Source organism: Microbacterium sp. SORGH_AS_0505 (genome assembly GCF_030818715.1).
In the GTDB taxonomy this organism is placed as follows: Bacteria; Actinomycetota; Actinomycetes; order Actinomycetales; family Microbacteriaceae; genus Microbacterium.
In genome coordinates, this window is the sequence record NZ_JAUTAT010000001.1 from 685,677 (window position 1) to 708,548 (window position 22,872).

Genomic DNA, 22,872 nt, shown 5'->3' on the forward strand with positions numbered 1-22,872 from the left:
TCAGGAACGACGGGACCGGGATGCCGCGGCGAAAGCGGCGACGCGGGTCTTCGAGTCGTCGGTGTCGAACGCGGCACCGATCGTGCGGGCCTCATCGTCGAGGTTGTCGGCGAACGGCCGGTGGGCACCCGTGCGGACCAGGCGCTTCGCCTGCCCGAACGCGCCGCTCGCGCCGTCGAGCCAGGCCCGCGCGATCTGCTCGGCGCGGTCGCCCGGCTGATCGACGACCTCGGCCACGAGCCCCCAGTCGAGCGCCGTGGCGGCATCGATCGTCGTGTCGGTGAGCAGCAGCTGCAGCGCGCGGCGCTGCCCGATGGCGGCCGGCAGCAGCGTCGAGACGCCGAGGTCGGGCGTCAGCCCGATGTTCGCGTACTTGCTGACGAAGACGGCCCGCGGCGCGGCCACGACGTAGTCGGCCGTCAGCATCAGGCCGAGTCCGCCGCCGGCGACGGCGCCCTGCACCGAGGCGACCATCGGGATCGATGACTCGACGAAGGTCCGGATGCCGTCGTGGATCACCCCGGCCATCTCGGTGATCGTGCTGCCACTGCCGCCGGAGGTCGCCATCTGCACGACGTCGCCGCCAGCGCAGAACGCGGGGCCAGCGGCATCCAGCACGATCGCTCCGACCGTGCCATCGCTCGTAAGCTCGTGCGCCAGGTCGCGCCAGCGCCTGCCCATCTCGAAGTCCATCGCGTTCAGCGACGCCGGGCGGCTGAAGGTCAGCCGGGCGAGCGCGCCATCGCGCTGCAGCAGGATCGTGTCACTCATCGCGTCTCCACTCACTTCGGTGCCATGCGGATCGAGCCGTCCAGACGGATCGTCTCACCGTTGAGGTAACCGTTCTCGACGATGTGCTCCACAAGCGCCGCATACTCATCCGGCCTGCCTAGTCGCGCCGGGTAGGGCACCTGCTGCCCGAGCGACTCCTGCGCGGCTTCGGGGAGGCCCGCGAGCATCGGGGTCTCCATGATCCCGGGCGCGATCGTGCAGACGCGGATGCCGGAGCGAGCCAGCTCGCGCGCGATCGGCAGGGTCATCGCGTGCACGCCGCCCTTGCTTGCCGAGTACGCGGGCTGGCCGATCTGCCCGTCGAAGGCGGCGACGGAGGCCGTGTTCACGATGACGCCGCGGTCCCCGGATGCCGTGGGTTCGGTCGCGGCCATCGCCGCCGCTGCATGCGCGATGACGGTGTACGTCCCGATGAGGTTGATGCGGATGATCCGCTCGAAGTCCGCGACCGGGTTCGGCGAGCCGTCCCGGGCGAGCACCTTCGCGGGCGGCGCGATGCCGGCGCAGTTCACGGCGACGCGCAGCGGTGCGACGGCGGATGCCGCGGCCACGGCGGCCTCGACCTGTGCGGCATCCGTCACATCGGCGGCCGCGAAGGTGCCGCCGAGCTCTGCCGCGATCTCGGCGCCCGCGGATGACGGCAGGTCGACGACGACGACGTGCGCGCCCTGCGCCGCGAGGCGGCGGGCGGTGGCGAGCCCGAGGCCGCTGGCTCCCCCGGTGACGAGGGCGGATGCTCCGGCGATGTCCATGCGCTCTCCTTCGAACGGTATCGGGTCCCACGCAGGGCGCGACTGGGTGCCACTGCAATGGGATGCCTCCAGGCTAGCCCTCTCGCGCGGCGGGAACGACAAACCGGTGCCGACGACGGCAGGATGGAGCGATGTCGATTCCGCTGCCCGACGCTCCGGTGCCACCGATCGCGCGCCGGCTGGCGCGCGGGGCGACACTGACACCGGTCTGGACGAACCAGCTCGGCGGGCTGACGCTGCGCACCGACGACGAGCGGTACATCAAGGTCGGGCCGGTCCACCTCGAGACCTCGATGGCCGACGAGGCGGAGCGGCTCGCATGGGCAGCCCCGTACCTCCGCGTGCCGACCGTCGTCGAGCAAGGCGACGACGGTGAGACCGAGTGGCTCGTCACCAGAGCGATCGCCGGGCTCTCGGCCGTGCACCCCGACTGGGTGGCGCGCCCCGAGACGGCGGTCCGGGCGATCGGCGAGGGCCTTCGCGCACTGCACGAGAGTCTGCCCGTGGCATCCTGCCCGTTCGACTGGACCGTGCCCTCCCGGGTCGCGAACGCGGCGCAGCGTGGTGTGGTCGTGCCGGCCGTACTTCGCGAGGGTCCACCGATCGAGCAGCTCGTCGTCTGCCACGGCGACGCGTGCGCCCCCAACACGCTCATCGGCGACGACGGCCGATGGAGCGGTCACGTGGACATGGGCCAGCTCGGCTTGGGCGATCGATGGGGCGACATCGCCGTCGCCGCGATGAGCACCGGCTGGAACTACGGTCCCGGCTGGGACGGCCTGCTGCTCGAGGCGTACGGTGTCGAGCCGGACGAGGAACGCCTCGCGTACTACCGCGACCTCTGGAACGCCACCTGAGGGTTCACCTCATCGCAGTGTCGACTCAACCGCGGAGCGGGACCGACACCTCCCGCAGGACGGGGAGCTGCGAAAAGCTCAGGACGAGCGAGTGGTAGCGCTCTTCCCCGTCGTGCCGGAAGACGTATCGGCGCAGGACCGCACGCCCATGAATCTCGACCGCATCGAGAGCGCGCACGGTGAGGTCACCGCGGGTGGTGGTCTCGTGTCCGGGAAAACGCTCGAGGAGAAATCCGGGAATCGCGCGACCGCGCCTGTTCGGGGGCCAGACGGCCGCGGCGAGGAGATCGCCGACGTCGACGAGGGGCTCTGCCGCATCGATGTCGAGTGGGACGTCGAGCCTCGCTGACACCGCCGCGCCGCCATCGTGGACGAGCACTCCCATGATGGCGGCGAACATCTCGATGCTGAGTTCGGCCAGATCGTCCGACCGGCGCAACCGCGTCAGCTCATCGAGGTCGGCCTGCGCATAGTCGCCGGCCCCCGCCGTCAGCTCGCGCAGAGCGTCGCGCGCCCACCCCTCGGCATCCGTTCGCGCCCTCTTCACCCGACTCGACCTCATCGCGTCAGCGCATCGCAGTGTCGAACACCGCCGCCGCGGCGCAGTAGCCGGCGATGACGAGGGCGGTCGAGGCGAGGGGGACCCACGCGAAGTCCCGACCGGTCCGCCGGGCGACGATCGCCGCGGTCACGGTCACGAGGATGCTCGCGGCTATCGCCGAGACGAAGAGCGTGCCCGCGGCATCCGCTGTCGCCCAGTCACACGATGGCGCGCACGCTCCACCGGCGAAAACGGTGTAGAAGAACCAGAGCACGACAGTCACGACGATCGCGACCACCTGCAGGACGGCGACGGCCAGGACCGCGCCCGCGCCGATGCGACGCGCGGGCGGAGGCACGGTGCCGATGGTCATACCGCGGACGCTACCAGTCGCGGCGCATACGAGTCCGCGCCATGATGAAGCCCGTGGCTGAGCACCCGGTGATGTTCCGCGACGACGATCCCCTGCTGGCCGTCGTCCGCAGACATGCGCTCGCCTTGCCCGAGGCGCAGGAGAAGGTCAGTCACGGACGTCCGGCGTTCTTCACCACGAAGGTCTTCGCGTACTTCGGCGGGTCCGTGCGCCGTGGCCCGGGCGAGTTCGAACGCCACGACACCGCGGTGATGGTCCTGCCGGATGCCGCCGACGAACCGGCCCTGCGCCAGGACCTGCGCTTCTGGACCCCCGCGTACCTCGGACCGTCGGGGTGGCTCGGGATCGACCTCGCCGACCTCGACGAGACCGAGCTCGCTGAACTCCTCGACGCCTCGTATAGGCGGACGGCGCCTTCGCGCCTCGTTCGCCGCCTCGACGACCCGGGGGGCGCTTAGGCTCGTCCGGTGAGTGAACGGACGAGCACCGGGTTCCGCCTTCTCGAGGTCGCGTGGGACGACCCGCGCGCCAAGCTGCTCCGCGACGAGCTGGATGCCGACCTCGGCGCTCGCTACGACGGGTTCCACGGCGACGAACCGGTCGAACGCCGCACCGCACGATCTCGCGCTCTCGCGATGCATCCCGACGAGATCGTCGCGACCCTCATCGCGGTGGATGCCGACGGCACTCCCACCGGCCACGTCATCCTCCGGCGCCTCAGAGACGAGTGGGAGATCAAGCGCCTCGTCGTGACCGCCGCGGCCCGGGGCCGCGGCATCGCGCGTGCCCTCATGAGCGCCGCCCTGGACCGTGCCCGCACGGGCGGCGCCGGTCGCGTCATCCTGCAGACCGGCATCCCGCAGCCCGAATCGGTCGCCCTGTACGAGTCGCTGGGGTTCACCCGCATCCCCGTCTACGAGCCGTACGCCGAGACGATGCCGCGCTCGATCTGCTTCGCCTACGCCTTCTGATTCACTCCCGCGCGGTCAGGACGGGCCGAGGATGAAGTTCCAGGTCCCCGCGAGGACAGCGGCGACGATCGCGACCCCCGCGATGCCTGCACCGATCCCGACAAGCACCCACTCGCGAGCGCCGAAGGTCGACGTGCGCGCCCACGTGCGGCGCCCGGGCGCACCGAATCCGCGGGCCTCCATGGCCGTCGCGAGCTTCGAGCCCCGTCGGATCGACAGCACCAGGAGGGCGAAGGCCATCCCCGCGAACCGCCTCAGCCGGCCTCGATCAGCGACCCCGCGCGCCCGACGGGCGAGCTCCAGCGAACGCCAGTCATCGACGAAGAGACCGATCATCCGGAGACCGGCCAAGGCGCCGAGGACGAATCGCGCAGGCAGACGCACGATCTGCGCCAGCCCGTCGGCGAGGTCGGTGGGGTCCACGGTGATGAACAGGACCACGGACGGCAGAGCCACCGCGAGCACGCGGAGGAGGGTCGCGGCGGCGAGTTCGAGCGAACCGTCACTGACGCGGATGAGCAGCCACTCGACGTAGACGCGACCGCCGGCCTCTCCGTACAGAGCGATGGTGACGGCCGTCAGCGGCGCCGCGAGCCAGACCGGCCAGGTCCGTCGCCAGAACTCCCCCCAGCGCAGGCCGGCGAACGGGATGAGGAGACACTCGAGGACGAGCGCGACGGCGGCCGAGACCCAATCCAGCGTGAACACGAGCGGGATCGCGACGAGGCCACTGGCCGCGAGCTTCGCCACCGGGTTGATGCGGGCGACCGTGCCGGTCCTCGCCTGGCCGTCGAGAAGGGTCACCGGTCACCGCCCAGCCGAACCTCGCGGGCATGCAACGCGCGGACGGCGTCCAGGTCGTGGGTCACGATGACGACCGCCGACCCCGCGTCGCGGAGATCGGCGAGGAGGCCGATCAGACGGGACCACGTCACCGCATCCTGTCCGAACGTCGGCTCGTCCAGGATGAGCATCCGCGGCGCCGTCGCCAGCATCGAGGCGACCGTGAGCCGACGCTTCTCCCCGCCCGACAACGTGTAGGGGTTCGCGGCCGCGAGTCGCGTCAGCCGCATCCTCTCGAGGAGGTCGTCGACGATCGATCTCGTCTCCGCCTCCGCCAGGCCCAGCGCCTTCGGGCCGATCTCCAGCTCATCGCGCACGGTCCGAGCGAGGAACTGATGCTCGGGATCCTGGAACACCGTACCGATGCGCGTGAGGAGGTCTCGGGACGACCACCGGATCGGGTGCGGGCCGGCGCCGTCGGCGAGGACCTCCTCGGCGACGACCTCTTCCGCAGCCGGCGGCAGGAGCCCGGCGAGCGTCAGCCCGAGCGTCGACTTCCCCGCGCCGTTCGGGCCGGTCACCGCGAGCACCTCACCCGCCCGCACGTCGAGGTCGAGGCCGGTCGCGACCGGATGCCCGGCGACGCGCTGGACCGCAAGTCCACGGGTGGTCAGCAGAGTTTGGCCGGACTCGGCGACCGGCGGAGCAGGTTCGACAGGCGGATGCCCCGGCACCCACACTCCTGCCTGCGCGAGGCTGTCACCGAGCGATCCGAGAACTTCCGCCGGCGTACCGTCGGCGACCACGCCTGCGTCATCGTGCCCGCCGAGCACGATGACGCGGTCCACCAGCGGCAACCACACGTCGACACGGTGCTCGATCACGACGAGGGTCGCGGGATGCGCCTGCAGCATGGCCGCGACCGCGTCACGGACCTCTTCGACACCGCCGGGATCGAGGTTGGCTGTCGGCTCGTCGAGGAGCACCAGCCCGGGCTGCATCGCGACCACGCCGGCGAGAGCGAGTCGCTGCTTCTGTCCCCCGGACAGCGCTTTCGTCGGGCGATCCCGGGGGACGTCGAGTCCCACGGCGCCCAGCGCCATCTCGACGCGGGGCCAGATCTGGTCGCGCGGGACCCCGAGGTTCTCGCACCCGAACGCCACGTCGTCACCGACGCGCGCGAGGATCACCTGCGAGTCGGGGTCCTGCAGGACGAGCCCGGCGCGGCCGCGCTGATCGGCGGCGCGGGCGCCGTCGAGGAGGATCTCACCCTCGACCTCGCCCTCGTCAGCTCCCCCGAGAACGCCGGCGAGGCCGTGGAGGAGCGTGGACTTGCCGGCGCCGGACGCGCCGAGGAGGAGGACGCGTTCCCCCGGTGCGATCGTGAGGTCCACACCGCGGACGGCCCACGCGTTGCGGGATGCATGACGCCAGCCCCAACCTCTGACCTCGACCCGTGCAGGATGCGTCATGCCTCACACACGGCTGCGCGCTTCGCGTCCAATGGCGAATCGGTCGAGAGCGCCGGTGGCCGCGAGCCCTCGTGCGAGGAACCAGGAGAGGGCTCCCGCGACAACGGCACCCGAGACGACGGTGGAGGCGAGGTAGACCGCGGTGAACGCGGCGTCCGCACCGGCGTACCAGAGGACGAGGTTGTTGATGCCGCCGGCGAGCGCCGCTCCCGCACCCGCGAGGATCGCGACGGGAAGGCTGAATCGGCGGTAGAGGAAGAGCAGCACGATCAGTTCGGCGCCGAGGCCCTGAACGAGCCCTGCCTCGATCGTGAGGAACCCTCCCCACGCGTTGCCGACGAGCGCCGAGACGACGGCCGCGAGGGTTTCGGTGTAGATGGCCGCGCCCGGCTTGCGGATGATGAGCGCACCGAGCACCCCGGCGAACAGCCACGGCCCGTCGAGGAGGCCTTGGAGGCCCGGGAGCAGCGGCTCGAGAAGCGTCTTCGGCCCGATGTAACCGATGTTCCACAGCAGGAAGATGAGGCCGGATGCGACGCCGAGGACCGAGGCCACGACGATGTCGATGACCCGCCAGCGGAAGCGACCGGTCTGGCCGACGGCCCGCTCGGCCGAGGTGGATGTGGACGCGACAGCGTGCATTGTCTCTCTCCTCCCTGCGCCGGCATGATCCGGATCAGGTTCGACGGTCGAAGCGTGGATCGCTTCCTCTCAGCCCGGCTCACCGGACTCCCGTGGTTGTGGCTCGAGTATAGCCACAGCCCGGGCGCGCTACCGTGGTCCGGTGACCGTGGACGACGCCGCTACCCGCACGCTCTCCACGGGAGGCCGGGTGGCCCTCGGCTGGGTGGATGCCGACGGTCGATCCGCCGTCGCTGCGCCCACCTCGACGGCCGCCTACGACCTGCTGCCGCCCCTGCGGCGCCGTCGCCGCGTCCGCGCCCGCATCATCGGCATCCCTGTCCTCGTCGTATTCGTGCTGGCTGGGGCGTACTCCGGCGCGATGCTGCTGTGGCCGCTGTCCTCCGTCGAGGTGACGGCGAAGGCGGGCGAAGCCCCCCGACTGTCGGGCGCCGCGAGCTCCATCGCGTGGCCGGCGGAGGGAGAAGCCGCCGTCGGCGTCGACGGGTTCCGATCGGCGACCTCGTCGGATGATCGCGTGCAGATGGCGAGCACCGCCAAGCTCGTCACCGCGCTCGTGGTCCTCGACCGGAAGCCGCTGACCACCGGCGAGCAGGGGCCCGCCTACGACTTCACCTTCGCGGACCGGCAGGAGTACTGGCGCTACGTCTCGCAGAACCAGTCGGCCCTGAACGTGCCCGACGACGGCTCCCTCACGGAGTACCAGATGCTCCAGGGCATGCTCATGGCGTCGGCCAGCAACTACGCGAACCGCCTCGCGACCGACGCATTCGGGTCCGTCGACGACTACGCGTCGGCGGCGAACTCGTGGCTCGGAGAGAACGGGCTGGACGGCATCACGGTGACGGATGCCTCCGGTTACGGCCGCGACAACGTCGCGACCCCGTCGGCCATGGTGGCGCTCGCGGAGAAGGCGATGGAGAACCCCGTCATCGCGGAGATCGTCGGCACCAAGACCGCGGAGTTGCCCGGTGCCGGATCGTTCGAGAACACGAACGCGCTCCTCGGCGTCGACGGAGTCGTCGGGCTGAAGACCGGGAGTTTCGCCGGGTACAACAACCTCATCGCCGCGAAGCGGGTCGATGCGAACGGCGCCCCGCTGACGGTCTTCGCCGCCGTCACCGGCCAGCCCACCAGCAGCGCGCGCCTCGAAGAGACGGAGCGTCTGCTGGACGCGGTCGCCGCCGAAGCCGAGACGCCGTCGACGCTCTCCGCGGGGACGGTGGTCGGCGAGGTCACGACCGCCTGGGGTGCGACGAGCCGGCTCCTCACCGAGAAGGATGCGTCGCTCCTGCTGTGGAACGGTGCGACGGCCGAGAGCACCACCTCGTTCGACGTCGACGCGGACGCGACCGCAGGGTCGGAGGCGGGCACGCTCACGGTGACGGGACCCACCGGCGAGGCCCAGGTTCCCGTCACGATCGAGAAGGCCCTGCCCGGCCCGGACGCCTGGTGGCGTCTGACCCATCCGATCGAGTTGACCAGGATCGGCGGCTGATGATCGCGATCAGGCGAAGCGGACGGTCTGCTGCAGCCGGGTCCGGACGTCGAACAGCTCGTTGCCGCCGATCTCACGTGCCCCGCTGACCCCGCGACGCAGCACCGTCGCCAGCGCGCTGCGGGCGAGGACGGCGACGGGGAGTCCCTTCACCTTGCCGAGCTCCTCGATCGCCATGGCGACGTCGTCGTCCGGCAGGACGACGAGGGCCGCACTGAACTTCACCTTCGCGCCTCTCCCGAGTCCGCGCGCGGCGAGCACGAGCTGCGCGACCGGCGACCCGACGACGGCGTCACCCTCGAGTTCGCCGCGGCGGGTGCGGACGGGAGCCCCGAAATCCTCCGAGAGCACGGCGTAGAGTCCGCTCGGTCCGAGCACGATGTGATCGAGCTTGATGTCGGGGTCGCGCGGATCGGCAGCGACGTCGTGCCACACCGTGTAGCCCATGCCGAGTTCGGCGACGATGCGGGCCGTCGCTTCTTCGGCGAGCGCGTCCGCGAGCAGCCGGCGCACCTCGTGCGGAGCGCTCCGCACGAGCGCCGGGTCGTAGGGGTCGGGCAGGTCGACACCGCGTCCCGCCCATTCGCGGATCAGGTCGAGGTAGCGCTCCCGACGCCACCCTCCGGGCTGGCCGAACGACCGGGCGCGCGGCCGGGTGTCGGCCTGGCGGGCGTGCGGGCGCCACTGCGGGGCGTCGGCGTCGGGGGCGTACGAGAGAGTCTCGGTGAATCCGTGACCGCGGTCGTACACCGCACGCGCTGCGGCCGTCCCGACGAGCTCCCATGCACGCTGCACGCGGACGAACTCGGCGGCGTCTCCGCCGGTATCTGGGTGCGTCTGTCGCAGGCGCAGGCGGTACGCCTTTCGGAGGTCGTCGTCACTGGCGTCGGTGGACACCCCGAGGACGTCGTACGCCGAGGCGGAAAGGGGACTGTCGAACACGTCAGCTCCAGAGCGGGGCGGTCGGGGTGAACGACAGCGCCCGCTCGGCGGTGTCGGCGGGGACGTCTGCGAGGGTCGCGGGCTGCCAGCGCGGCGAGCGGTCCTTGTCGACGAGTTGCGCGCGGATGCCCTCCACGAGATCGGGCTGGGTCCGACCGAACCACTCGACGAGCGCATACTCCTGCGCGAGCGCCGCTCGGAGATCCGGGAGTCCCCGCGCCGACCGCACGGCGGCGAGGGTCACCGTGAGGGCCGTCGGCGCCTGAGCCTCGAGCAGGTCGGCGGTGGCCCCGGCATCCGGTTCGGAACGCTCCCGCAGGCGGGCGATGATCTCGGGCACGGACGCTGCGGCGAAGGCGTCGTCGATCCATTCGCGCGCGGCGGCGAGGCGCGCCGGCTCGGGGGTCTCGTCGAACAGCATCGCGATCTCGGTCGGGGTGTCGGGGTCGGCACGGGTCACGAGCGCGTGGCGGACGTCGTCCAGCCGGTCGGCGGGGACGAGGTGGTCGGCGAACCCCGCGTAGATCGCGTCGGCGGCATCCATCGTCCCGCCCGTCAGCGCGAGGAACTCGCCGGTCCGCCCGGGCGCGTGTGCGAGCAGCCACGACCCGCCGACGTCGGGGGTGAAGCCGATGCGCGTCTCGGGCATGGCCAAGCGAGAGCGCTCGGTCACGATGCGGACCGAGGCGTGACCGGCCAGCCCGATGCCGCCGCCCATCGTGACGCCGTCGGCGAAGACGACGATCTGCTTCGGATACTCGGCGATGCGGGCGTTGAGCGCGTACTCGTCGCGGAAGAAGCCCATGGCCGCCTCGGCATCCCCCGCGAGGATCTGCTCCCGAAGGGTGCGGACGTCGCCGCCGGCGCAGAACCCGCGATCGCCCGCGCCGTCGAGGAGGACGAGACGGATGTCGGGGTGGTGCTCCCAGCGGTCGAGCGCCTCCGCGATCCCGCGGATCATGCCGTGGTCGACGGCGTTGATCGCCTCGGGTCGATCGAGCGTGACGCGTCCCACGCTTCCCTCCGCGCGGACGAGCAGACGGGATGCCGGGCGTTCACTCACCCGGGCAACGTTACCGGGCGACTCCCCAGGAGCGGCCGAGAGCGGAGCCGGTCAGGCCTGGGCGGGTCGCGGTGCGCGACGACGGGGCGTCCGCCCGGACGGGCTGGCGGCGGCATCCCCGTCCTGCACCGGGATCTCGGTCGTCACGAGCTGGACGACGTCCACGGGCTCGTCCTCGCCCTCGAGCCGCAGCGCCTGGACGAGCGCCAACCCGTGGCGCGTGGTGAGCACGAGCCGCTGGAACTCCGGATCGCCTTCGAGATCGATCACGACCGAGGGACGACGTCGCCGCACGAGCACGAAGTCGTCGCCGCCGGCGGAGCGCCAGACCCCCATCGCGACCGTCCGCGGGACGACCGTGCCGGGGTTCGGGACGCCGCGCAACCACGACCACGGGTCGTCGACGAGCTGCACCTTCGTGATGTGCGCTCGCTCGACCCTGACGGCATCCTTCCGGAATGCCAGCACGCGCTCCGTGGCGGAGAGCGCGACCTCCAGTCGCGACGAATCGAGCAGCAGCGTCACCATGGATTCAGTCTGCCAAACAGCTCCCGTGAGACGGATGCCGAGGCCACAACGATCCGGTCTCGACCACGGGACTCAGCCCTGGATGCGGGGGAACGAGCCGGTCGGAGGCGCGAGCTCGTCGATCGCGTGGGGAAGGGGGAACTGGCCGACGGCGGAGATGAGCCCTGCGACCGTCTGCTCCTTCGCGGTGACGCTCACGCCGAGCCCAGCGCGACGCGCATCCTTGGCGGTGCGGGGCCCGATCGCCGCGATGACGGTCGACTCCGGGATCTCGGGGAACTGCTCGTGCACCTGCTCGGCGACCGATCCGCTCGTGACGAGGATGGCGTTGATACGTCCCGACCGCACGTCGGTCGCCACCTTCTCGGTCACGGGGACGCCCACCGTCCGGTACGCGATGACACTGCGCACGTCGTGCCCCGCCTCCTCGAGGAGACGGGTCAGGACCGGCTTCGCAAGCTCGCTGCGCAGGGTCAGGACGCGAGTCGGGGTCTCCTCGAGCGCGATGAGCTGCGCGGCCATTCCGGCCGCGGAGTTGTCGTCCTCGGGCACCAGATCAACCCGGTATCCCACCGCGCCCAGAGCCGCGGCGGTCGTCTCGCCGACCGCGGCGACCCGGGTCGAATGGGGGATCACAGCGCGATAGGCATGCAGGACGTCGACCGTGGTCGAGCTCGTCAGAGTCACCCAGTCGAAGGCACCGGCGGCGAGGTCGCGGAGTGCGGACTCGAGGTCCGTCGGATCCTCGGACGGAGCGAAGTTGATGAGCGGCGCGATGACGGGTGTCGCCCCCTGCGCACGCAGCGCAGCGGCGACGCTGTCGCCCCACGGACCTCCGCGCGGAACCAGCACACGCCAGCCCTTGAGGGGCTTCGGTGCTGTCGCAGCGGATGTGTTCATGGTTCGACTCTCGTGTAGGCGGCGGCCGCCCCTGCGCGAGACGGCCGACGCTCAGCAGAATGCGCGCGATCGCGCACGTTCGGGACCGTGTCGTCGGCAGCAATCGCGCCATCGCCGCTGCCTGAACCGAGCATACCCCCGGCGTCGGCACCGGCGACGCGGTGGGACGTCAGCGGGTGTAGAGGCGAACGGCGCCCCAGACGAGAAGACCCACGGCCACGGCAGCACCCACGGCCGCGATCGCTGCACCCGTCGGGTTGCGGTCCGCGAACTCGCGAGCCGACACCTTGGCGCGGCGGGTGGCGTGCGCCGCCCGCTTGGGGACGTTCGCCTTCTCTTCGATGGCGACCAGAGCCGCCTTCAGCTCGGCGCGGGCGCGCTCGACGGGGTCGGTGATCCCGAGCGGGACGGCGGTGCGGGGGAGATCAAAACTCATCGGCCACTTCCTTCACGATTCGGGCGTCGGTCGACAGGGCCTTCGCGGGGTTCTCACGATTCTTCATGCGCCGGACCCTCAGGAATCCGAGGAGCGCGGCGATGACGACGAGCAGCAGTCCGAGCACGACGAGGATGAGGGATGCCAGCCACGGCGCCATCCACGACGAGAGCCCGATGATGGTGAACGCGCCGATCGCCGGCAGCGTCCAGAAGAGGAAGAACAGCGCGAGGACGAACCACAGCGCGACGACGCCGGCATCCTTACCCGTGCGGGTCGCCCACGCCTTCGCCGCGTTGATCTCGGCGACGATCAGGTTCTTGACGAGCTCGGGCAGCTCACCGACGAGGCCGAGGAGGCTCTCGTCGCGCCGATCCCGGAATCCGCGGGGCGTGCTCATGACGCGGACGAGGACTTCTTGCGGGAGCCGCCGGTCGAGCCGGAGCTGCGGGTCGACGACGAACCGCCCGTCGCCTTCTTCGCGGAGCTCGACACGGCGTCGGCGGTGGTCTCGGCGGCATCCTTCACGTCGTCGGCCGCATCCTTGGATGCGTCGAGCGCCGCGTCGAGCTTCTCGCCGGGCGTGCCCGATGTCGTCGCGGCCCGGGTGACCTTGACGGCGCCGTTCCACAGGACGCTCGGCAGCGCGAAGGCGGCCGACTTGCCGAACTCCGTGACCTTGTCGACCTGCTTCTGGACGGCAGGTGTGTTGTACACGCGCAGGTACGCGTCCTTGATCTGCTCGTAGCGCTGACGGCCCGCGCGGGCCCCGAGGACGTAGCCGGCGGTGAGTCCGACGACGATTCCGATCTTGCCCTTCATGGCGATTCCTCACGTTCGAAGCGATGTGGTGCCGAGCACCCAGCGTATCGGCGCATTCCGTTCGCGGCATCCACCCTTGACAGGGGGCTCAGGTCGAGGCACCCTCGCCGTCGGCATGCCACAGCAGCCCCGATCGGATGCGTTCCGCCTCGGTCTTCGCGTCGGCCGCGACCCTCGCGAGGCCGGTGCCGTCGATCCAGGCGCCGACGACACCCAGACGCTCGTTCGTCCGGGCGGCGCGGCGCGCATCGTCGCGCGCCGGCGACAGCGCCGAGGAGGGCAGGGCGCGGGGCCACCGCGCTCGATGCGCGGCGCGAACGGTGGGAGCGTCGACGCCGAGGAGCTCGCGCACCGCCGCCGTCGCCGTGGCGATCGCGGCGGCATCCGGCTCCCCGCTCGCGGGGAGCGTCACCCGCACGACGTGCGGGTCGCCGGCCGCGTGCGGCCAGGTCGCGGTCGCGTGCACGACCGCGAGGGCTGCGGCCTCGCCCGGTACGGCGTAGAGCGCATGACCTCGCGGCCGGGTATCGAGGGAAGGATCGTCGAGCACGAGGGTCACGACGTCGACGTCGTCTGGAGAGAGGGGCGCGCCGTCGAGGCCGCCCACATGGGGTGCGAGCAGGCGCCGCGCGGGACGCTCCGGGGTCGCGACGATCACGGCATCGACCTCGAGATCCCCGCTCTCGTCGCCGGCGTTCCACGACACCGACCACCCGGATCCCGCGGGAGCGAGCGAGCCGGCCTCGGTACCGGTGCGGACATCGACCTCGAGGTCGGCCAGACGTTGCGCGAGCGCATCGACGAACGCCGACATGCCGCCGTCGATGGTCGCGCGGGAGGGACGGGAAGCGGCATCCGTGTCGGGGAGCTGCTGGGCGACGGCTCCGGACAAAGAGCCCGTCCGGGTGAGTGCCGAGTTGAGGCCGCGCGCGGCGCGGTCGACGTCGACCTGCTCGGGCGGTACTCCGTGGACGCCGTACGTCAACGGCGCGACCATCCGATCGAGGACCCGGGACCCCATGCGCGTGCGGACGAGGGCGCCGAGGTTGCGCTCGGCTCCGATCGTCAGCGGCGGTCGCAGACGATCGACGTACGCGCGCCACGATCCGCGCGCGCCGATGATCCGGGTCACGCGGGCGTCGAACGGGTTGGCCGGGATGCCGAGGATCGACGCTGCCGGCAGCGGTGCGACGCCGTACGGACCGGCGACCCAGGTGTCGGCATCCCGCGCGGGGACGACGGAGTCCTGCAGCCCCAGCTCGTCGATGAGCTCGGCGAGGGCTCCCGGGGCGACGCGGAAGCCGTCGGCGGCGACATCCGTCATCCGACCGTCGAGGTCCGCGGATGCGACGATCCCGCCGAGCCGGTCGGAGGACTCGAACAGCGTCACAGAGATGCCGACCTTGGCGCACTGCAGCGCCGCGACGAGACCGGCGATGCCGCCGCCGACGACGGCGACGCGCGCGCGGCGCGCCTGCGAGATCAAGTCGGTGGCAGCGTCGGAACTCATGCCCTCCATCCTCCCCCACGGTCACGGGGCGGACGGTGGGAACATGGAGTCATGGCCCTTCACATCACCGGCGACGAGGCCGCCGACGCGCTCCTCACCGACGAACCGCTCGCCCTGCTGATCGGGATGCTGCTCGATCAGCAGATCGCGATGGAGACCGCTTTCGCCGGTCCGCTGAAGATCCGCGAGCGGACGGGCGGTCTGAACGCCGCGCAGATCGCGGCCGCCGACCCCGAGGAGTTCGCCGCCTCGTTCAGCCAGACCCCCGCCGTCCACCGCTTCCCCGGCTCCATGGCCGGACGCGTGCAGGCTCTCTGCCAGACCCTGGTCGACGACTGGGGCGGGGACGCCGCCGCGCTGTGGACCCAGGGCGAGCCCGACGGCCGCACGGTCCTGAAGCGTCTGAAGGCACTCCCGGGGTTCGGTGACCAGAAGGCGCGCATCTTCCTCGCGCTCCTCGGCAAGCAGTACGGATACACGGGTGAGGGCTGGCGAGAAGCCGCCGGCGCCTACGGCGACGAGGGTTCGTTCCGCTCGGTCGCCGACATCGTCTCGCCCGAATCCCTCACGAAGGTGCGCGAGCACAAGCGGGCTGCGAAGGCGGCGGCGAAGGCCGAGAAGGGCTGAACCCGCACGGTCGACCCCTCCAGGGACGTCAGACGTCGCGGATACCTTGCCGCGGCGACCGTTCGTGTCCCTGGAGCCTTCTGGTCAGGCGCCGCGCAGACGCGGGGCGAGGTACGAGTGCAGCTCGGACAAGGCGACGCGCTCCTGCGCCATCGAGTCGCGGTCGCGGATCGTGACGGCGTCGTCGTCGAGCGAGTCGAAGTCGACCGTGACGCAGAACGGCGTACCGATCTCGTCCTGACGGCGGTAGCGGCGACCGATCGCACCGGCGTCGTCGAAGTCGACGTTCCAGCCGTTCGCGCGCAGGTCGTCGGCCACCTTGCGCGCCAGCGGCGACAGGCGCTCGTTCCGGCTCAGCGGAAGCACGGCGACCTTGACGGGCGCGAGGCGCGGGTCGAGGCCGAGGACCGTACGGGTGTCGGTGCCGCCCTTCGCGTTCGGCACCTCCTCCTCGCGGTACGCGTCGACGAGGAAGGCCATCATGGCCCGCGTCAGACCGAAGGACGGCTCGATGACGTACGGGACGTAGGTCTCACCGGATGCCTGGTCGAAGTACGCGAGCTTCTGCCCGGACGCCTCGATGTGGCTCGACAGGTCGAAGTCGGTGCGGTTGGCGACACCCATGAGCTCGCCCCACTCCTTGCCCGTGAAGCCGAACCGGTACTCGACGTCGATGGTGCCGGCCGAGTAGTGGGCGCGGTCCTCCTTCGGCACGTCGAACTGCCGCATGTTCTCGGGGTCGATGCCGAGGTCGATGAACCAGTTCCAGCACGCCTCGACCCAGTGATCGAACCACTCGCCCGCCTCGGCGGGGGGGCGTGAAGAACTCGATCTCCATCTGCTCGAACTCGCGCGTGCGGAAGATGAAGTTGCCGGGCGTGATCTCGTTGCGGAACGCCTTGCCGACCTGGCCGATGCCGAACGGGGGCTTCTTGCGCGATGCGGTGAGGACGTTCGAGAAGTTGACGAAGATGCCTTGCGCGGTCTCGGGACGCAGGAAGTGCAGGCCGCTCTCGTCGTCGACGACGCCGAGGTAGGTCTTCACGAGACCCGAGAACGACTTGGGCTCGGTGTACTGGCCCTTCGTGCCGCAGTTCGGGCACGGGATGTCGCCGAGACCGTTCTCGGCCTTGCGGCCCTTGCGGGCCTCGAAGTCCTCGATGAGCGTGTCCTCACGGAAGCGCTTGTGGCACTGCAGGCACTCGACGAGCGGGTCGCTGAAGGTGGCGACGTGGCCCGAGGCCTCCCACACGCGCTTGGGCAGGATCACCGAGGAGTCGAGGCCGACCATGTCGCCGCGCCCGCGGACGAACGTCTGCCACCACTGACGACGGATGTTCTCCTTGAGCTCGGTGCCGAGGGGGCCGTAGTCCCACGCCGACCGCGACCCGCCGTAGATCTCGCCCGCCTGGAAGACGAACCCGCGGTGACGGGCGAGGGCGATGACTTTGTCGAGACGGGACTGCTCGGCCACGGTGGCTCCAATGGTCGTTGTGAAGAGGGTGCGCGAGAGCGCGGATGCCGCAGCGCGCGGCATCCGTCAGTCTATCGGGGCGCCCCGGCCGATCCGGCGTGGCCGGACGGCGACGATCAGGAGACGAAGCGGATGCTGAGAGGCGGCGTGTACCACTGCCCCTGGTTCGCTTTCACGGCGGCGACGACCTCGATAACGAGGGCGTAGACGCCGACAGCGGCCAGGAGGATGAACCCGATGAAGACGAACATCAGCGGGATGCAGATCAACGAGGCGATGATCATCGTCAGCTGGAAATTCAGCGCCGCTGCACTGTGCGCGCGGACGAACGGCCCGCGCTCGCGGAAGACCAGGTAGATGATCAGGGCACCCCACGGGGAGAAGATGATGCCGCCGAGGTGCGCGAGAGTCGCCCAGAGCTTCTCGTCCTGCGGGCTGAGAGGCGGGGCGACGGCGTAGGGCGGCTGAGGAGGCGGGGGCATCGTCATGGCGCCAGCGTAAAGGTCCGCCGGCTGGTGACCGACCTCGTCACGCGGCTGGAGTAACCGATACGTTCGTAGCGGGCATGTTCACCGTGCCGCATACAGACATCGAGACTCGGGGGAATCACATATGGACGCACTCGTCACGGGCGGGGCAGTCGTCATCGGCGCGATCGCCGTCGTCGCCGTCATCGTCTTCATCATCATCTTCATGGTCGTGCTGCGGGCCTGGTACAAGGTCGCCAAGGCCGACCAGGCGCTCGTCATCGTCGGACGGAACCAGAAGAACGCGTCGGGCGACTCGTCGCGCATCTCGGTCATCACCGGCGGCGGCGCGCTCGTCAACCCGCTGACGCAGCGCGCCGAGATGATCTCGCTGCGCGCGCGGCAGATCAAGATGGAGCCGACAGCCCAGTCATCCACCGGCGTCACGGTCAACGTGAGCGGTGTCGCCCTCGTCAAGATCGGTTCGGACCCCGAACTCGTCCGGCGTGCGGCCGAGCGCTTCCTCTCGCAGGACGGCGCGATCGAGCAGTTCACCACCGAGCAGCTCGAGGGCGCGCTCCGCGGTGTCGTGGCGACCCTGACCGTCGAGCAGCTCATGAACGACCGGCAGAAGCTGTCGGATCAGATCGCCGACGGCATCAAGAGCGACCTGCTGTCGCAGGGCCTCATCCTCGACTCGTTCCAGATCCAGGGCGTCACCGACAAGAACGGCTACATCGACGCCCTCGGTGCGACCGAGGTGGAGCGCGTCCGCCGCGAGGCCGAGGTCGCCCGCATCAACGCGGCCCGCGAGGTCAAGGCGCGCCAGATCGCCACCGACGAGGCGAACCTCATCGAGCAGACGGCGTACGACAAGAACTCCGCCGCGGCCGCGGCCGAGGTCGGTCGTGCCCGCGCCGAGGCGGAGCAGGCCGAGGCCCTCGCCCGCGCCGAGCGAGAGCAGGCCGTCCTCCTGCAGCAGGCCGAGAACCGTCAGGCGCAGCTCGACGCCGACGTCAAGAAGGTCGCCGACGCGTCGCTCTACGAGCGTGAGCGCTCGGCCGACGCAGACGCGTACACGCAGGTCAAGGCCGCTGAGGCCCGGGCGCGGATCGCGGCTCAGGAAGCCGAGGCCACGCGCCTGCGCGCCGAGGCCGACGCCGCCGCCGTGCGACTCGAGGGTGAAGCACGCGCTGCGGCCCTCACGGCCGAGGCACGCGCGCTCGCCGAGAACCAGCAGGCGCTGCTCGCGCAGCGTGCGATCGAGTCGCTCGTGCCGCTGATGACCGAGTTCGCCCGCGGCTTCGACAAGGTCGGCTCGATCACGGTGCTCGGCGGCGAAGGGGCCTCGAGCCACATCGCCGGCGAGAGCGCCTCGAGCATGCGCGCCACGTTCGACGCCGTTCAGGCGGCGACCGGCATCGACCTCCGCGGGATCATCCAGGGCCAGGCCACCGGCCGCGGCATCGCCCAGGGATTGCAGAACGAACAGGGGCTGCAGAACGAGCAGGATGCCGCGCCGCTGCGCCGTCGGACGGCAGAGCCGGCGTCCGCCGCTGAGACGGCCGCTCCCGCCGACGCACCGTCTCCGGACGCCGTGTGAACACGCCGGAGGGAGGCCGGTCGCTCGTCGTCGACGAGCAGCTGGCCTCCCGCCTGGCGCGCGGATTCCTCCGTTGGCAGCTGACGCGCCCCTCGTGGATCGTGCTGATGATCCTCACTGCGCTGATCGTCGTGCTCAGCATCCTCCTCACCCTGACCGGCAGCGACGGCGCGGCGTGGATCGGAATCGTCATGGTGATCCTGCTCAGCGTCGTCGTGATCGTGTCGTGGATGGCGGTCCACTCCTCCATCCACCGCGCGTACCCCGTCGGCTCCGCCCCGACCGCAGCGCTGACCGCCGACTCCCTGGTCGCCACGTCCGCGCTCGGGACGAGTGAGATCCGCTTCAGCGCGTTCCGCCGGGTGGATGCCGCCGGCGACGCCCTCCTGCTGAAGGTCGGGTCCACTCTGGGACCTGTGGCCGTGATGCCTCGCGCACTCCTGTCGGAGGAGGACGTCGCGCATCTGCGCGCCGTCTGCTCGCGCTGACGTCCCCACTCCCGATACGTCCGCGGCCGCGGGGCTGTCAACCCGGTGCCGGGCCGGCTGCCCGCTTCGTAGCGTCGAGCCATGACCTTCTCTCCTCGCCGCGCCATCGTGACCGCCTCCGACTCCGGGATCGGACGGGCGACCGCTCTCGCCCTGGCCGACGCGGGAATGGACGTCGGCGTCACGTGGCACTCCGACGAGGAGGGCGCCAACGGCACGGCGGAGGAGGTGCGCCGTCGCGGAAGGAAGGCCGTCGTCGCGCAGTTCGACGCGACCGACCTCGAGTCCGTGCCCGGGGTGATCCGCCATCTCGCTGACGAACTCGGCGGCCTCGACGTCTTCGTGAACAACGCGGGCGGCGGCACCGGCGGCCCGTTCCTCGACATGGACATCGACGGCTGGCGTACGGTTGTCGGCCTCAACCTCGACGGCGCCTTCGTCGGTATGCACACGGCGGCGACCCTCATGGCCGACTCCGGCGAGGAGGGGCGCATCATCGCCGTCACGAGCGTGCACGGCTCGCAGCCCCGCGTCGGCTCCGCCGCGTACGTCGCGTCCAAGCACGGTCTCGAGGGACTCGTGAAGACGATGGCTCAGGAGCTCGGCGCGAAGGGCATCACGGTCAACTCCGTAGCCCCCGGCGAGATCGCGACGCCCATCAACGACATGGATGCCGAGGACGCGGAGAACACGCATCGCCCCGGCATCCCGATCCCCCGCCCCGGAAAGCCGGAGGAGATCGCCGACGTCGTCGCCTTCCTCGCCTCGCCCGCGTCGTCGTACGTGACCGGGGCGACGTGGGTGGTCGACGGCGGCATGCTCCAGATGGGCCCGCAGGCGGGCTCGCACCTGGAGTCGGACGCGTGGCGCTCCGCCGGCTGATCCGCGGCGCGTCTCCGACACCCCGCCGGGGATAACCTGGAGGGATGGCTCCGGACGACAGACGCAGACTCACCCGGATGCCACGACAGGGCGCGATCGTCGCAGTCCTGGCGATCGCGGGTCTCGCGTCGTCGTTCATGTTCACGCTCGTCGTGCCGATCCAGTCGAAGCTCCCTGAGCTACTGAACGCCAGTCGTGAGGACACCGCGTGGGTCGTGACGGCGACGCTCCTCGCGGCGGCGGTCTCGACGCCCATCGCGGGGCGTCTCGGCGACATGTACGGCAAGCGTCGCATCGTCCTGGTCCTGCTCGGACTCCTCATCGTGGGGTCGGTCATCGCCGCCCTCTCGCCCTCGATCGGCGGCATCATCGTCGGGCGAGCACTGCAGGGCGCCGTGACCGGGGTCGTCCCCCTCGGCATCTCGATCATGCGCGACGTGCTGCACGAGGACCGGGTGGATGCCGCGATCGCCCTGATGTCCGCGACGCTCGGCGTCGGTGGCGCCGTCGGCATGCCCGTCAGCGCGATCATCACCGAGACGAGCGACTGGCACGTCCTCTTCTGGATGGCCGCAGGGCTCGGTGCGGTCGTCTTCGTCCTCGTCGCCACCGTCGTGCCGGCGAGCGTCCTGCGGACGGCCGGACGATTCGACTTCGCGGGCGCCGTGGGCCTCGCCATCGGCCTCACCGGCGTCCTGCTCGCGGTGTCGCGCGGCAACGAGTGGGGCTGGGCTTCGCCTGCGACCCTCGCCCTCGGCCTCGGCGGACTCGCCGTTCTGCTCGTGTGGGGCTGGTTCGAGCTCCGCATCCGCGAGCCGCTCCTCGATCTGCGGGTCGCGGCCCGGCCCGCCGTGCTGCTCACGAACCTCGCCTCGGTGGCGATGGGCTTCTCTCTCTTCGCCTCGAACGTGTCGTATCCGCAGATGCTGGAGCTGCCGGCATCCGTCGGCGGTTTCGGTCTCACCCTCGTCCAGGCGAGCTTCATCGTCATGCCCGCCGGGCTCGTGATGATGGTGCTGTCGCCGTTCTCGGGTCGCCTCGCACGGACGATCGGTCCGCGGGTCCTGTTGATCATGGGAGCGAGCGCGCTCATCCTGGCATACGGCTACTCGCTGCTGTGGGCGTCGGAGGTCTGGCACCTGCTGGTCGCGAACCTGCTCATCGGCGTCGGCATCGGCTTCGGGTACGCCGGCATGCCGATGCTCATCATGCGATCGGTGCCGCAGCACGAGACCGGTGCGTCGAACGGGCTGAACGCCCTGTTCCGCTCGCTCGGCACGTCGATCGCGGCCGCCGTCGTCGGCGCGGTGCTCGCTGCGCTCTCGGTCGACAGGGGCGGGGTTGCCGTTCCCACCCCGGCCGCGTTCCAGCTCTCGTTCGCCCTCGGACTCGGCGCCGCCGTGATCGCCCTGGGCGTCGCCCTGTTCATCCCGCAGCGCCGCGACCCGCACGAGGCGCGGCCCTCGATGCCCCGCTGACGGAACCGCCCCGCTGACCCAGCCCGCACCGCGGGCGACCGTCGCGGGATGCAAGGGATGCCGGGCGGCACGCCGCGGCATCCGTCCCTCCCCCGGCGTGTCGCCGAGGATCCCCTGCATCCGCTTACGCGTCGGAGCGCCGGAAGCCGCGGACGACGGCCGCGACCACGAGCAGAAGCGAGACGAGGACGGCGCCGCCCGAGAGCGCCGTGGCCGCGGTCGGCTGAGCGGCTCCGCCCACGAGATCGCCGAGCCAGGGGCCGACCGCGATGCCGACGTTGAAGGTCACGACGGTGCCCGCGCTCGCGAGGGTGCGGGTGCGGTCGGTCGCGATGCGCATGAGCAGCGAGGACTGCAGGGGGAAGAACGCGCCGATCGCGAATCCCCACCCTGCGAGTGCGACGTACACGAGCGGGGTGTCGGCCGCGAGGGTCAGGATGCCGAAGGCCGCCACCAGCCCCGCGAGGATGATCACGAGCGAGGCCCGCGGCCAGTGGTCGGCGAGCGGCCCGGCCACGGCGACGCCGGCGAGACCCGCGGCACCGTAGGCGAAGAGTAGGAGCGGCACCTGCGCCTCGGGCACCCCGGCCGACACCTCGAGCAGAGGCCGGACGTAGGTGAAGGTCGCGAACTGCCCGAGCGCGAACACGAGCGAGGCCGCGGCGAACAGCAAGATGGGGACGAGCGAGGCATCCGCACCTCGAGGTCGATCCGCGCGCAGGAGCGCGGGTTCGGGCACTCTGCGGGGCAGACGAATGAGGATGATCACCGCCAGGACGAGCGCGACGGCCGCCAGCGCACCGAAGGCCCATCGCCACGACAGGAGCTGCGCGATGAGCGTGCCCGCCGGGAGTCCCGCGAGGGTGGCGACGGTCCCTCCGGCCGTGACCAGGGCGAGGCCACGACCCAGGTGCGACGGAGGCCAGCAGCGAGGTCGCGTAGACAATGACGATGGCCCAGAACAGGCCGTG

26 protein-coding genes, 1 pseudogene and 1 riboswitch are annotated in these 22,872 nt (G+C 71.0%); of the genes and pseudogenes, 9 read left to right on the plus strand and 18 right to left on the minus strand.

Translation table 11 applies throughout. The features are described 5' to 3' along the window. Complete coding sequence (locus tag QE428_RS03360; RefSeq protein WP_307463027.1) at window positions 1-771, minus strand: enoyl-CoA hydratase/isomerase family protein; 771 nt, start codon at window positions 769-771, stop codon at window positions 1-3. Window positions 772-782: 11 nt separating this feature from the next. Continuing rightward, a complete protein-coding gene (locus QE428_RS03365; protein WP_133399187.1) occupies window positions 783-1,544 on the minus strand; it encodes an SDR family NAD(P)-dependent oxidoreductase in 762 nt (253 codons plus the stop codon). 131 nt (window positions 1,545-1,675) lie between these two features. Here QE428_RS03365 and QE428_RS03370 point away from each other — a divergent pair, with 131 nt between their 5' ends. Further along, a complete protein-coding gene (locus QE428_RS03370) occupies window positions 1,676-2,401 on the plus strand; it encodes an aminoglycoside 3'-phosphotransferase (RefSeq protein WP_307463031.1) in 726 nt (241 codons plus the stop codon). Window positions 2,402-2,426: 25 nt separating this feature from the next. On the opposite strand, the gene QE428_RS03375 is transcribed toward QE428_RS03370, so the two are convergent. Together QE428_RS03375 and QE428_RS03380 are read right to left on the minus strand one after the other, a co-directional pair. Beyond that, window positions 2,427-2,948 (minus strand): hypothetical protein, encoded by a 522-nt coding sequence (locus tag QE428_RS03375; RefSeq protein WP_307463034.1) that lies wholly within the window; start codon window positions 2,946-2,948, stop codon window positions 2,427-2,429. 19 nt (window positions 2,949-2,967) lie between these two features. Further along, on the minus strand, window positions 2,968-3,315 hold the full coding sequence (locus QE428_RS03380) for a hypothetical protein (protein WP_307463036.1): 348 nt from the start codon (window positions 3,313-3,315) through the stop codon (window positions 2,968-2,970). A gap of 53 nt (window positions 3,316-3,368) precedes the next feature. Here QE428_RS03380 and QE428_RS03385 point away from each other — a divergent pair, with 53 nt between their 5' ends. Together QE428_RS03385 and QE428_RS03390 are read left to right on the plus strand one after the other, a co-directional pair. Further along, complete coding sequence (locus tag QE428_RS03385; protein WP_307463039.1) at window positions 3,369-3,773, plus strand: MmcQ/YjbR family DNA-binding protein; 405 nt, start codon at window positions 3,369-3,371, stop codon at window positions 3,771-3,773. A gap of 9 nt (window positions 3,774-3,782) precedes the next feature. Beyond that, entirely contained in the window at window positions 3,783-4,286 is a 504-nt protein-coding gene (locus QE428_RS03390) for a GNAT family N-acetyltransferase (RefSeq protein ID WP_091357016.1), read from the plus strand. Window positions 4,287-4,301: 15 nt separating this feature from the next. Here QE428_RS03390 and QE428_RS03395 read toward each other — a convergent pair whose 3' ends face one another. The 3 genes from QE428_RS03395 to QE428_RS03405 all read right to left on the minus strand — a co-directional run bounded on the left by QE428_RS03395 (window position 4,302) and on the right by QE428_RS03405 (window position 7,183). Then, a complete protein-coding gene (locus QE428_RS03395) occupies window positions 4,302-5,090 on the minus strand; it encodes an energy-coupling factor transporter transmembrane protein EcfT (protein ID WP_091357017.1) in 789 nt (262 codons plus the stop codon). After that, window positions 5,087-6,541, minus strand: a complete 1,455-nt coding sequence (locus QE428_RS03400) for an ABC transporter ATP-binding protein (RefSeq protein WP_307463043.1) — start codon at window positions 6,539-6,541, stop codon at window positions 5,087-5,089. Before QE428_RS03400 ends, QE428_RS03395 begins: the two co-directional genes overlap by 4 nt. A gap of 3 nt (window positions 6,542-6,544) precedes the next feature. Next, window positions 6,545-7,183: an ECF transporter S component gene (locus QE428_RS03405; RefSeq protein WP_133399182.1), complete on the minus strand. Its 639-nt coding sequence runs from the start codon at window positions 7,181-7,183 to the stop codon at window positions 6,545-6,547. Continuing rightward, a riboswitch (TPP riboswitch) is annotated at window positions 7,178-7,287 on the minus strand. Its footprint overlaps the gene before it by 6 nt. A gap of 38 nt (window positions 7,288-7,325) precedes the next feature. Here QE428_RS03405 and QE428_RS03410 point away from each other — a divergent pair. Next, window positions 7,326-8,681, plus strand: coding sequence for a D-alanyl-D-alanine carboxypeptidase family protein (locus tag QE428_RS03410; protein ID WP_307463051.1), 1,356 nt, complete (start codon window positions 7,326-7,328; stop codon window positions 8,679-8,681). Between the two features lie 9 nt (window positions 8,682-8,690). On the opposite strand, the gene QE428_RS03415 is transcribed toward QE428_RS03410, so the two are convergent. The 8 genes from QE428_RS03415 to QE428_RS03450 form a co-directional block, all read right to left on the minus strand. Then, a complete protein-coding gene (locus tag QE428_RS03415; protein WP_307463054.1) occupies window positions 8,691-9,623 on the minus strand; it encodes a DnaJ domain-containing protein in 933 nt (310 codons plus the stop codon). A gap of 1 nt (window position 9,624) precedes the next feature. Beyond that, window positions 9,625-10,686 carry an enoyl-CoA hydratase/isomerase family protein gene (locus tag QE428_RS03420; RefSeq protein WP_307463058.1) on the minus strand — a complete coding sequence of 354 codons (1,062 nt, stop codon included), beginning with the start codon at window positions 10,684-10,686 and terminating at the stop codon, window positions 9,625-9,627. 51 nt (window positions 10,687-10,737) lie between these two features. Next, complete coding sequence (locus QE428_RS03425; protein WP_133399178.1) at window positions 10,738-11,214, minus strand: hypothetical protein; 477 nt, start codon at window positions 11,212-11,214, stop codon at window positions 10,738-10,740. 72 nt (window positions 11,215-11,286) lie between these two features. Next, window positions 11,287-12,114: a uroporphyrinogen-III synthase gene (locus QE428_RS03430; RefSeq protein ID WP_091357036.1), complete on the minus strand. Its 828-nt coding sequence runs from the start codon at window positions 12,112-12,114 to the stop codon at window positions 11,287-11,289. A gap of 169 nt (window positions 12,115-12,283) precedes the next feature. Next, window positions 12,284-12,550, minus strand: coding sequence for a hypothetical protein (locus QE428_RS03435; protein WP_307463061.1), 267 nt, complete (start codon window positions 12,548-12,550; stop codon window positions 12,284-12,286). Beyond that, window positions 12,540-12,950 carry a phage holin family protein gene (locus QE428_RS03440; protein WP_091357041.1) on the minus strand — a complete coding sequence of 137 codons (411 nt, stop codon included), beginning with the start codon at window positions 12,948-12,950 and terminating at the stop codon, window positions 12,540-12,542. The genes QE428_RS03435 and QE428_RS03440 overlap by 11 nt, the downstream gene beginning before the upstream one ends. After that, the gene (locus QE428_RS03445; protein ID WP_091357044.1) at window positions 12,947-13,372 is read right to left on the minus strand and encodes a hypothetical protein; all 426 of its coding nucleotides are present in this window, start codon (window positions 13,370-13,372) and stop codon (window positions 12,947-12,949) included. The genes QE428_RS03440 and QE428_RS03445 overlap by 4 nt, the downstream gene beginning before the upstream one ends. Before the next feature lie 88 nt (window positions 13,373-13,460). Then, window positions 13,461-14,882, minus strand: coding sequence for an NAD(P)/FAD-dependent oxidoreductase (locus QE428_RS03450; RefSeq protein ID WP_307463067.1), 1,422 nt, complete (start codon window positions 14,880-14,882; stop codon window positions 13,461-13,463). A gap of 51 nt (window positions 14,883-14,933) precedes the next feature. On the opposite strand from QE428_RS03450, the gene QE428_RS03455 reads away from it, so the two are divergent. Continuing rightward, window positions 14,934-15,509, plus strand: a complete 576-nt coding sequence (locus QE428_RS03455; protein WP_307463069.1) for an HhH-GPD-type base excision DNA repair protein — start codon at window positions 14,934-14,936, stop codon at window positions 15,507-15,509. A gap of 84 nt (window positions 15,510-15,593) precedes the next feature. On the opposite strand, the pseudogene QE428_RS03460 reads toward QE428_RS03455, so the two are convergent. Together QE428_RS03460 and QE428_RS03465 are read right to left on the minus strand one after the other, a co-directional pair. Continuing rightward, window positions 15,594-16,983 (minus strand): annotated as a pseudogene (locus tag QE428_RS03460) (glycine--tRNA ligase). A 116-nt stretch (window positions 16,984-17,099) separates the two neighbouring features. Next, window positions 17,100-17,471, minus strand: coding sequence for a DUF4870 domain-containing protein (locus QE428_RS03465; RefSeq protein WP_065571031.1), 372 nt, complete (start codon window positions 17,469-17,471; stop codon window positions 17,100-17,102). Window positions 17,472-17,595: 124 nt separating this feature from the next. On the opposite strand from QE428_RS03465, the gene QE428_RS03470 reads away from it, so the two are divergent. The 4 genes from QE428_RS03470 to QE428_RS03485 all read left to right on the plus strand — a co-directional run bounded on the left by QE428_RS03470 (window position 17,596) and on the right by QE428_RS03485 (window position 21,901). After that, window positions 17,596-19,053, plus strand: a complete 1,458-nt coding sequence (locus tag QE428_RS03470) for a flotillin family protein (RefSeq protein WP_091357055.1) — start codon at window positions 17,596-17,598, stop codon at window positions 19,051-19,053. After that, entirely contained in the window at window positions 19,050-19,541 is a 492-nt protein-coding gene (locus QE428_RS03475) for a hypothetical protein (RefSeq protein WP_091357058.1), read from the plus strand. The genes QE428_RS03470 and QE428_RS03475 overlap by 4 nt, the downstream gene beginning before the upstream one ends. An 81-nt stretch (window positions 19,542-19,622) precedes the next feature. After that, complete coding sequence (locus tag QE428_RS03480) at window positions 19,623-20,423, plus strand: SDR family oxidoreductase (RefSeq protein WP_091357062.1); 801 nt, start codon at window positions 19,623-19,625, stop codon at window positions 20,421-20,423. 77 nt (window positions 20,424-20,500) lie between these two features. Further along, a complete protein-coding gene (locus tag QE428_RS03485; protein WP_091357066.1) occupies window positions 20,501-21,901 on the plus strand; it encodes an MFS transporter in 1,401 nt (466 codons plus the stop codon). 124 nt (window positions 21,902-22,025) lie between these two features. Here the strand turns inward: QE428_RS03485 and QE428_RS03490 are convergent, their stop codons facing one another. Beyond that, window positions 22,026-22,847 (minus strand): MFS transporter, encoded by an 822-nt coding sequence (locus tag QE428_RS03490; RefSeq protein WP_373457690.1) that lies wholly within the window; start codon window positions 22,845-22,847, stop codon window positions 22,026-22,028. Window positions 22,848-22,872 lie beyond the last annotated feature (25 nt).

Coding starts and splice junctions, on each gene's coding strand:
- QE428_RS03360 (WP_307463027.1), bottom strand. CDS start 771: ATGAGTGACACGATCCTGCTGCAGCGCGATGGCGCGCTCGCCCGGCTG.
- QE428_RS03365 (WP_133399187.1), bottom strand. CDS start 1,544: ATGGACATCGCCGGAGCATCCGCCCTCGTCACCGGGGGAGCCAGCGGC.
- QE428_RS03370 (WP_307463031.1), top strand. CDS start 1,676: ATGTCGATTCCGCTGCCCGACGCTCCGGTGCCACCGATCGCGCGCCGG.
- QE428_RS03380 (WP_307463036.1), bottom strand. CDS start 3,315: ATGACCATCGGCACCGTGCCTCCGCCCGCGCGTCGCATCGGCGCGGGC.
- QE428_RS03400 (WP_307463043.1), bottom strand. CDS start 6,541: ATGACGCATCCTGCACGGGTCGAGGTCAGAGGTTGGGGCTGGCGTCAT.
- QE428_RS03405 (WP_133399182.1), bottom strand. CDS start 7,183: ATGCACGCTGTCGCGTCCACATCCACCTCGGCCGAGCGGGCCGTCGGC.
- QE428_RS03425 (WP_133399178.1), bottom strand. CDS start 11,214: ATGGTGACGCTGCTGCTCGATTCGTCGCGACTGGAGGTCGCGCTCTCC.
- QE428_RS03430 (WP_091357036.1), bottom strand. CDS start 12,114: ATGAACACATCCGCTGCGACAGCACCGAAGCCCCTCAAGGGCTGGCGT.
- QE428_RS03435 (WP_307463061.1), bottom strand. CDS start 12,550: ATGAGTTTTGATCTCCCCCGCACCGCCGTCCCGCTCGGGATCACCGAC.
- QE428_RS03440 (WP_091357041.1), bottom strand. CDS start 12,950: ATGAGCACGCCCCGCGGATTCCGGGATCGGCGCGACGAGAGCCTCCTC.
- QE428_RS03445 (WP_091357044.1), bottom strand. CDS start 13,372: ATGAAGGGCAAGATCGGAATCGTCGTCGGACTCACCGCCGGCTACGTC.
- QE428_RS03450 (WP_307463067.1), bottom strand. CDS start 14,882: ATGAGTTCCGACGCTGCCACCGACTTGATCTCGCAGGCGCGCCGCGCG.
- QE428_RS03455 (WP_307463069.1), top strand. CDS start 14,934: ATGGCCCTTCACATCACCGGCGACGAGGCCGCCGACGCGCTCCTCACC.
- QE428_RS03465 (WP_065571031.1), bottom strand. CDS start 17,471: ATGACGATGCCCCCGCCTCCTCAGCCGCCCTACGCCGTCGCCCCGCCT.
- QE428_RS03470 (WP_091357055.1), top strand. CDS start 17,596: ATGGACGCACTCGTCACGGGCGGGGCAGTCGTCATCGGCGCGATCGCC.
- QE428_RS03480 (WP_091357062.1), top strand. CDS start 19,623: ATGACCTTCTCTCCTCGCCGCGCCATCGTGACCGCCTCCGACTCCGGG.
- QE428_RS03485 (WP_091357066.1), top strand. CDS start 20,501: ATGCCACGACAGGGCGCGATCGTCGCAGTCCTGGCGATCGCGGGTCTC.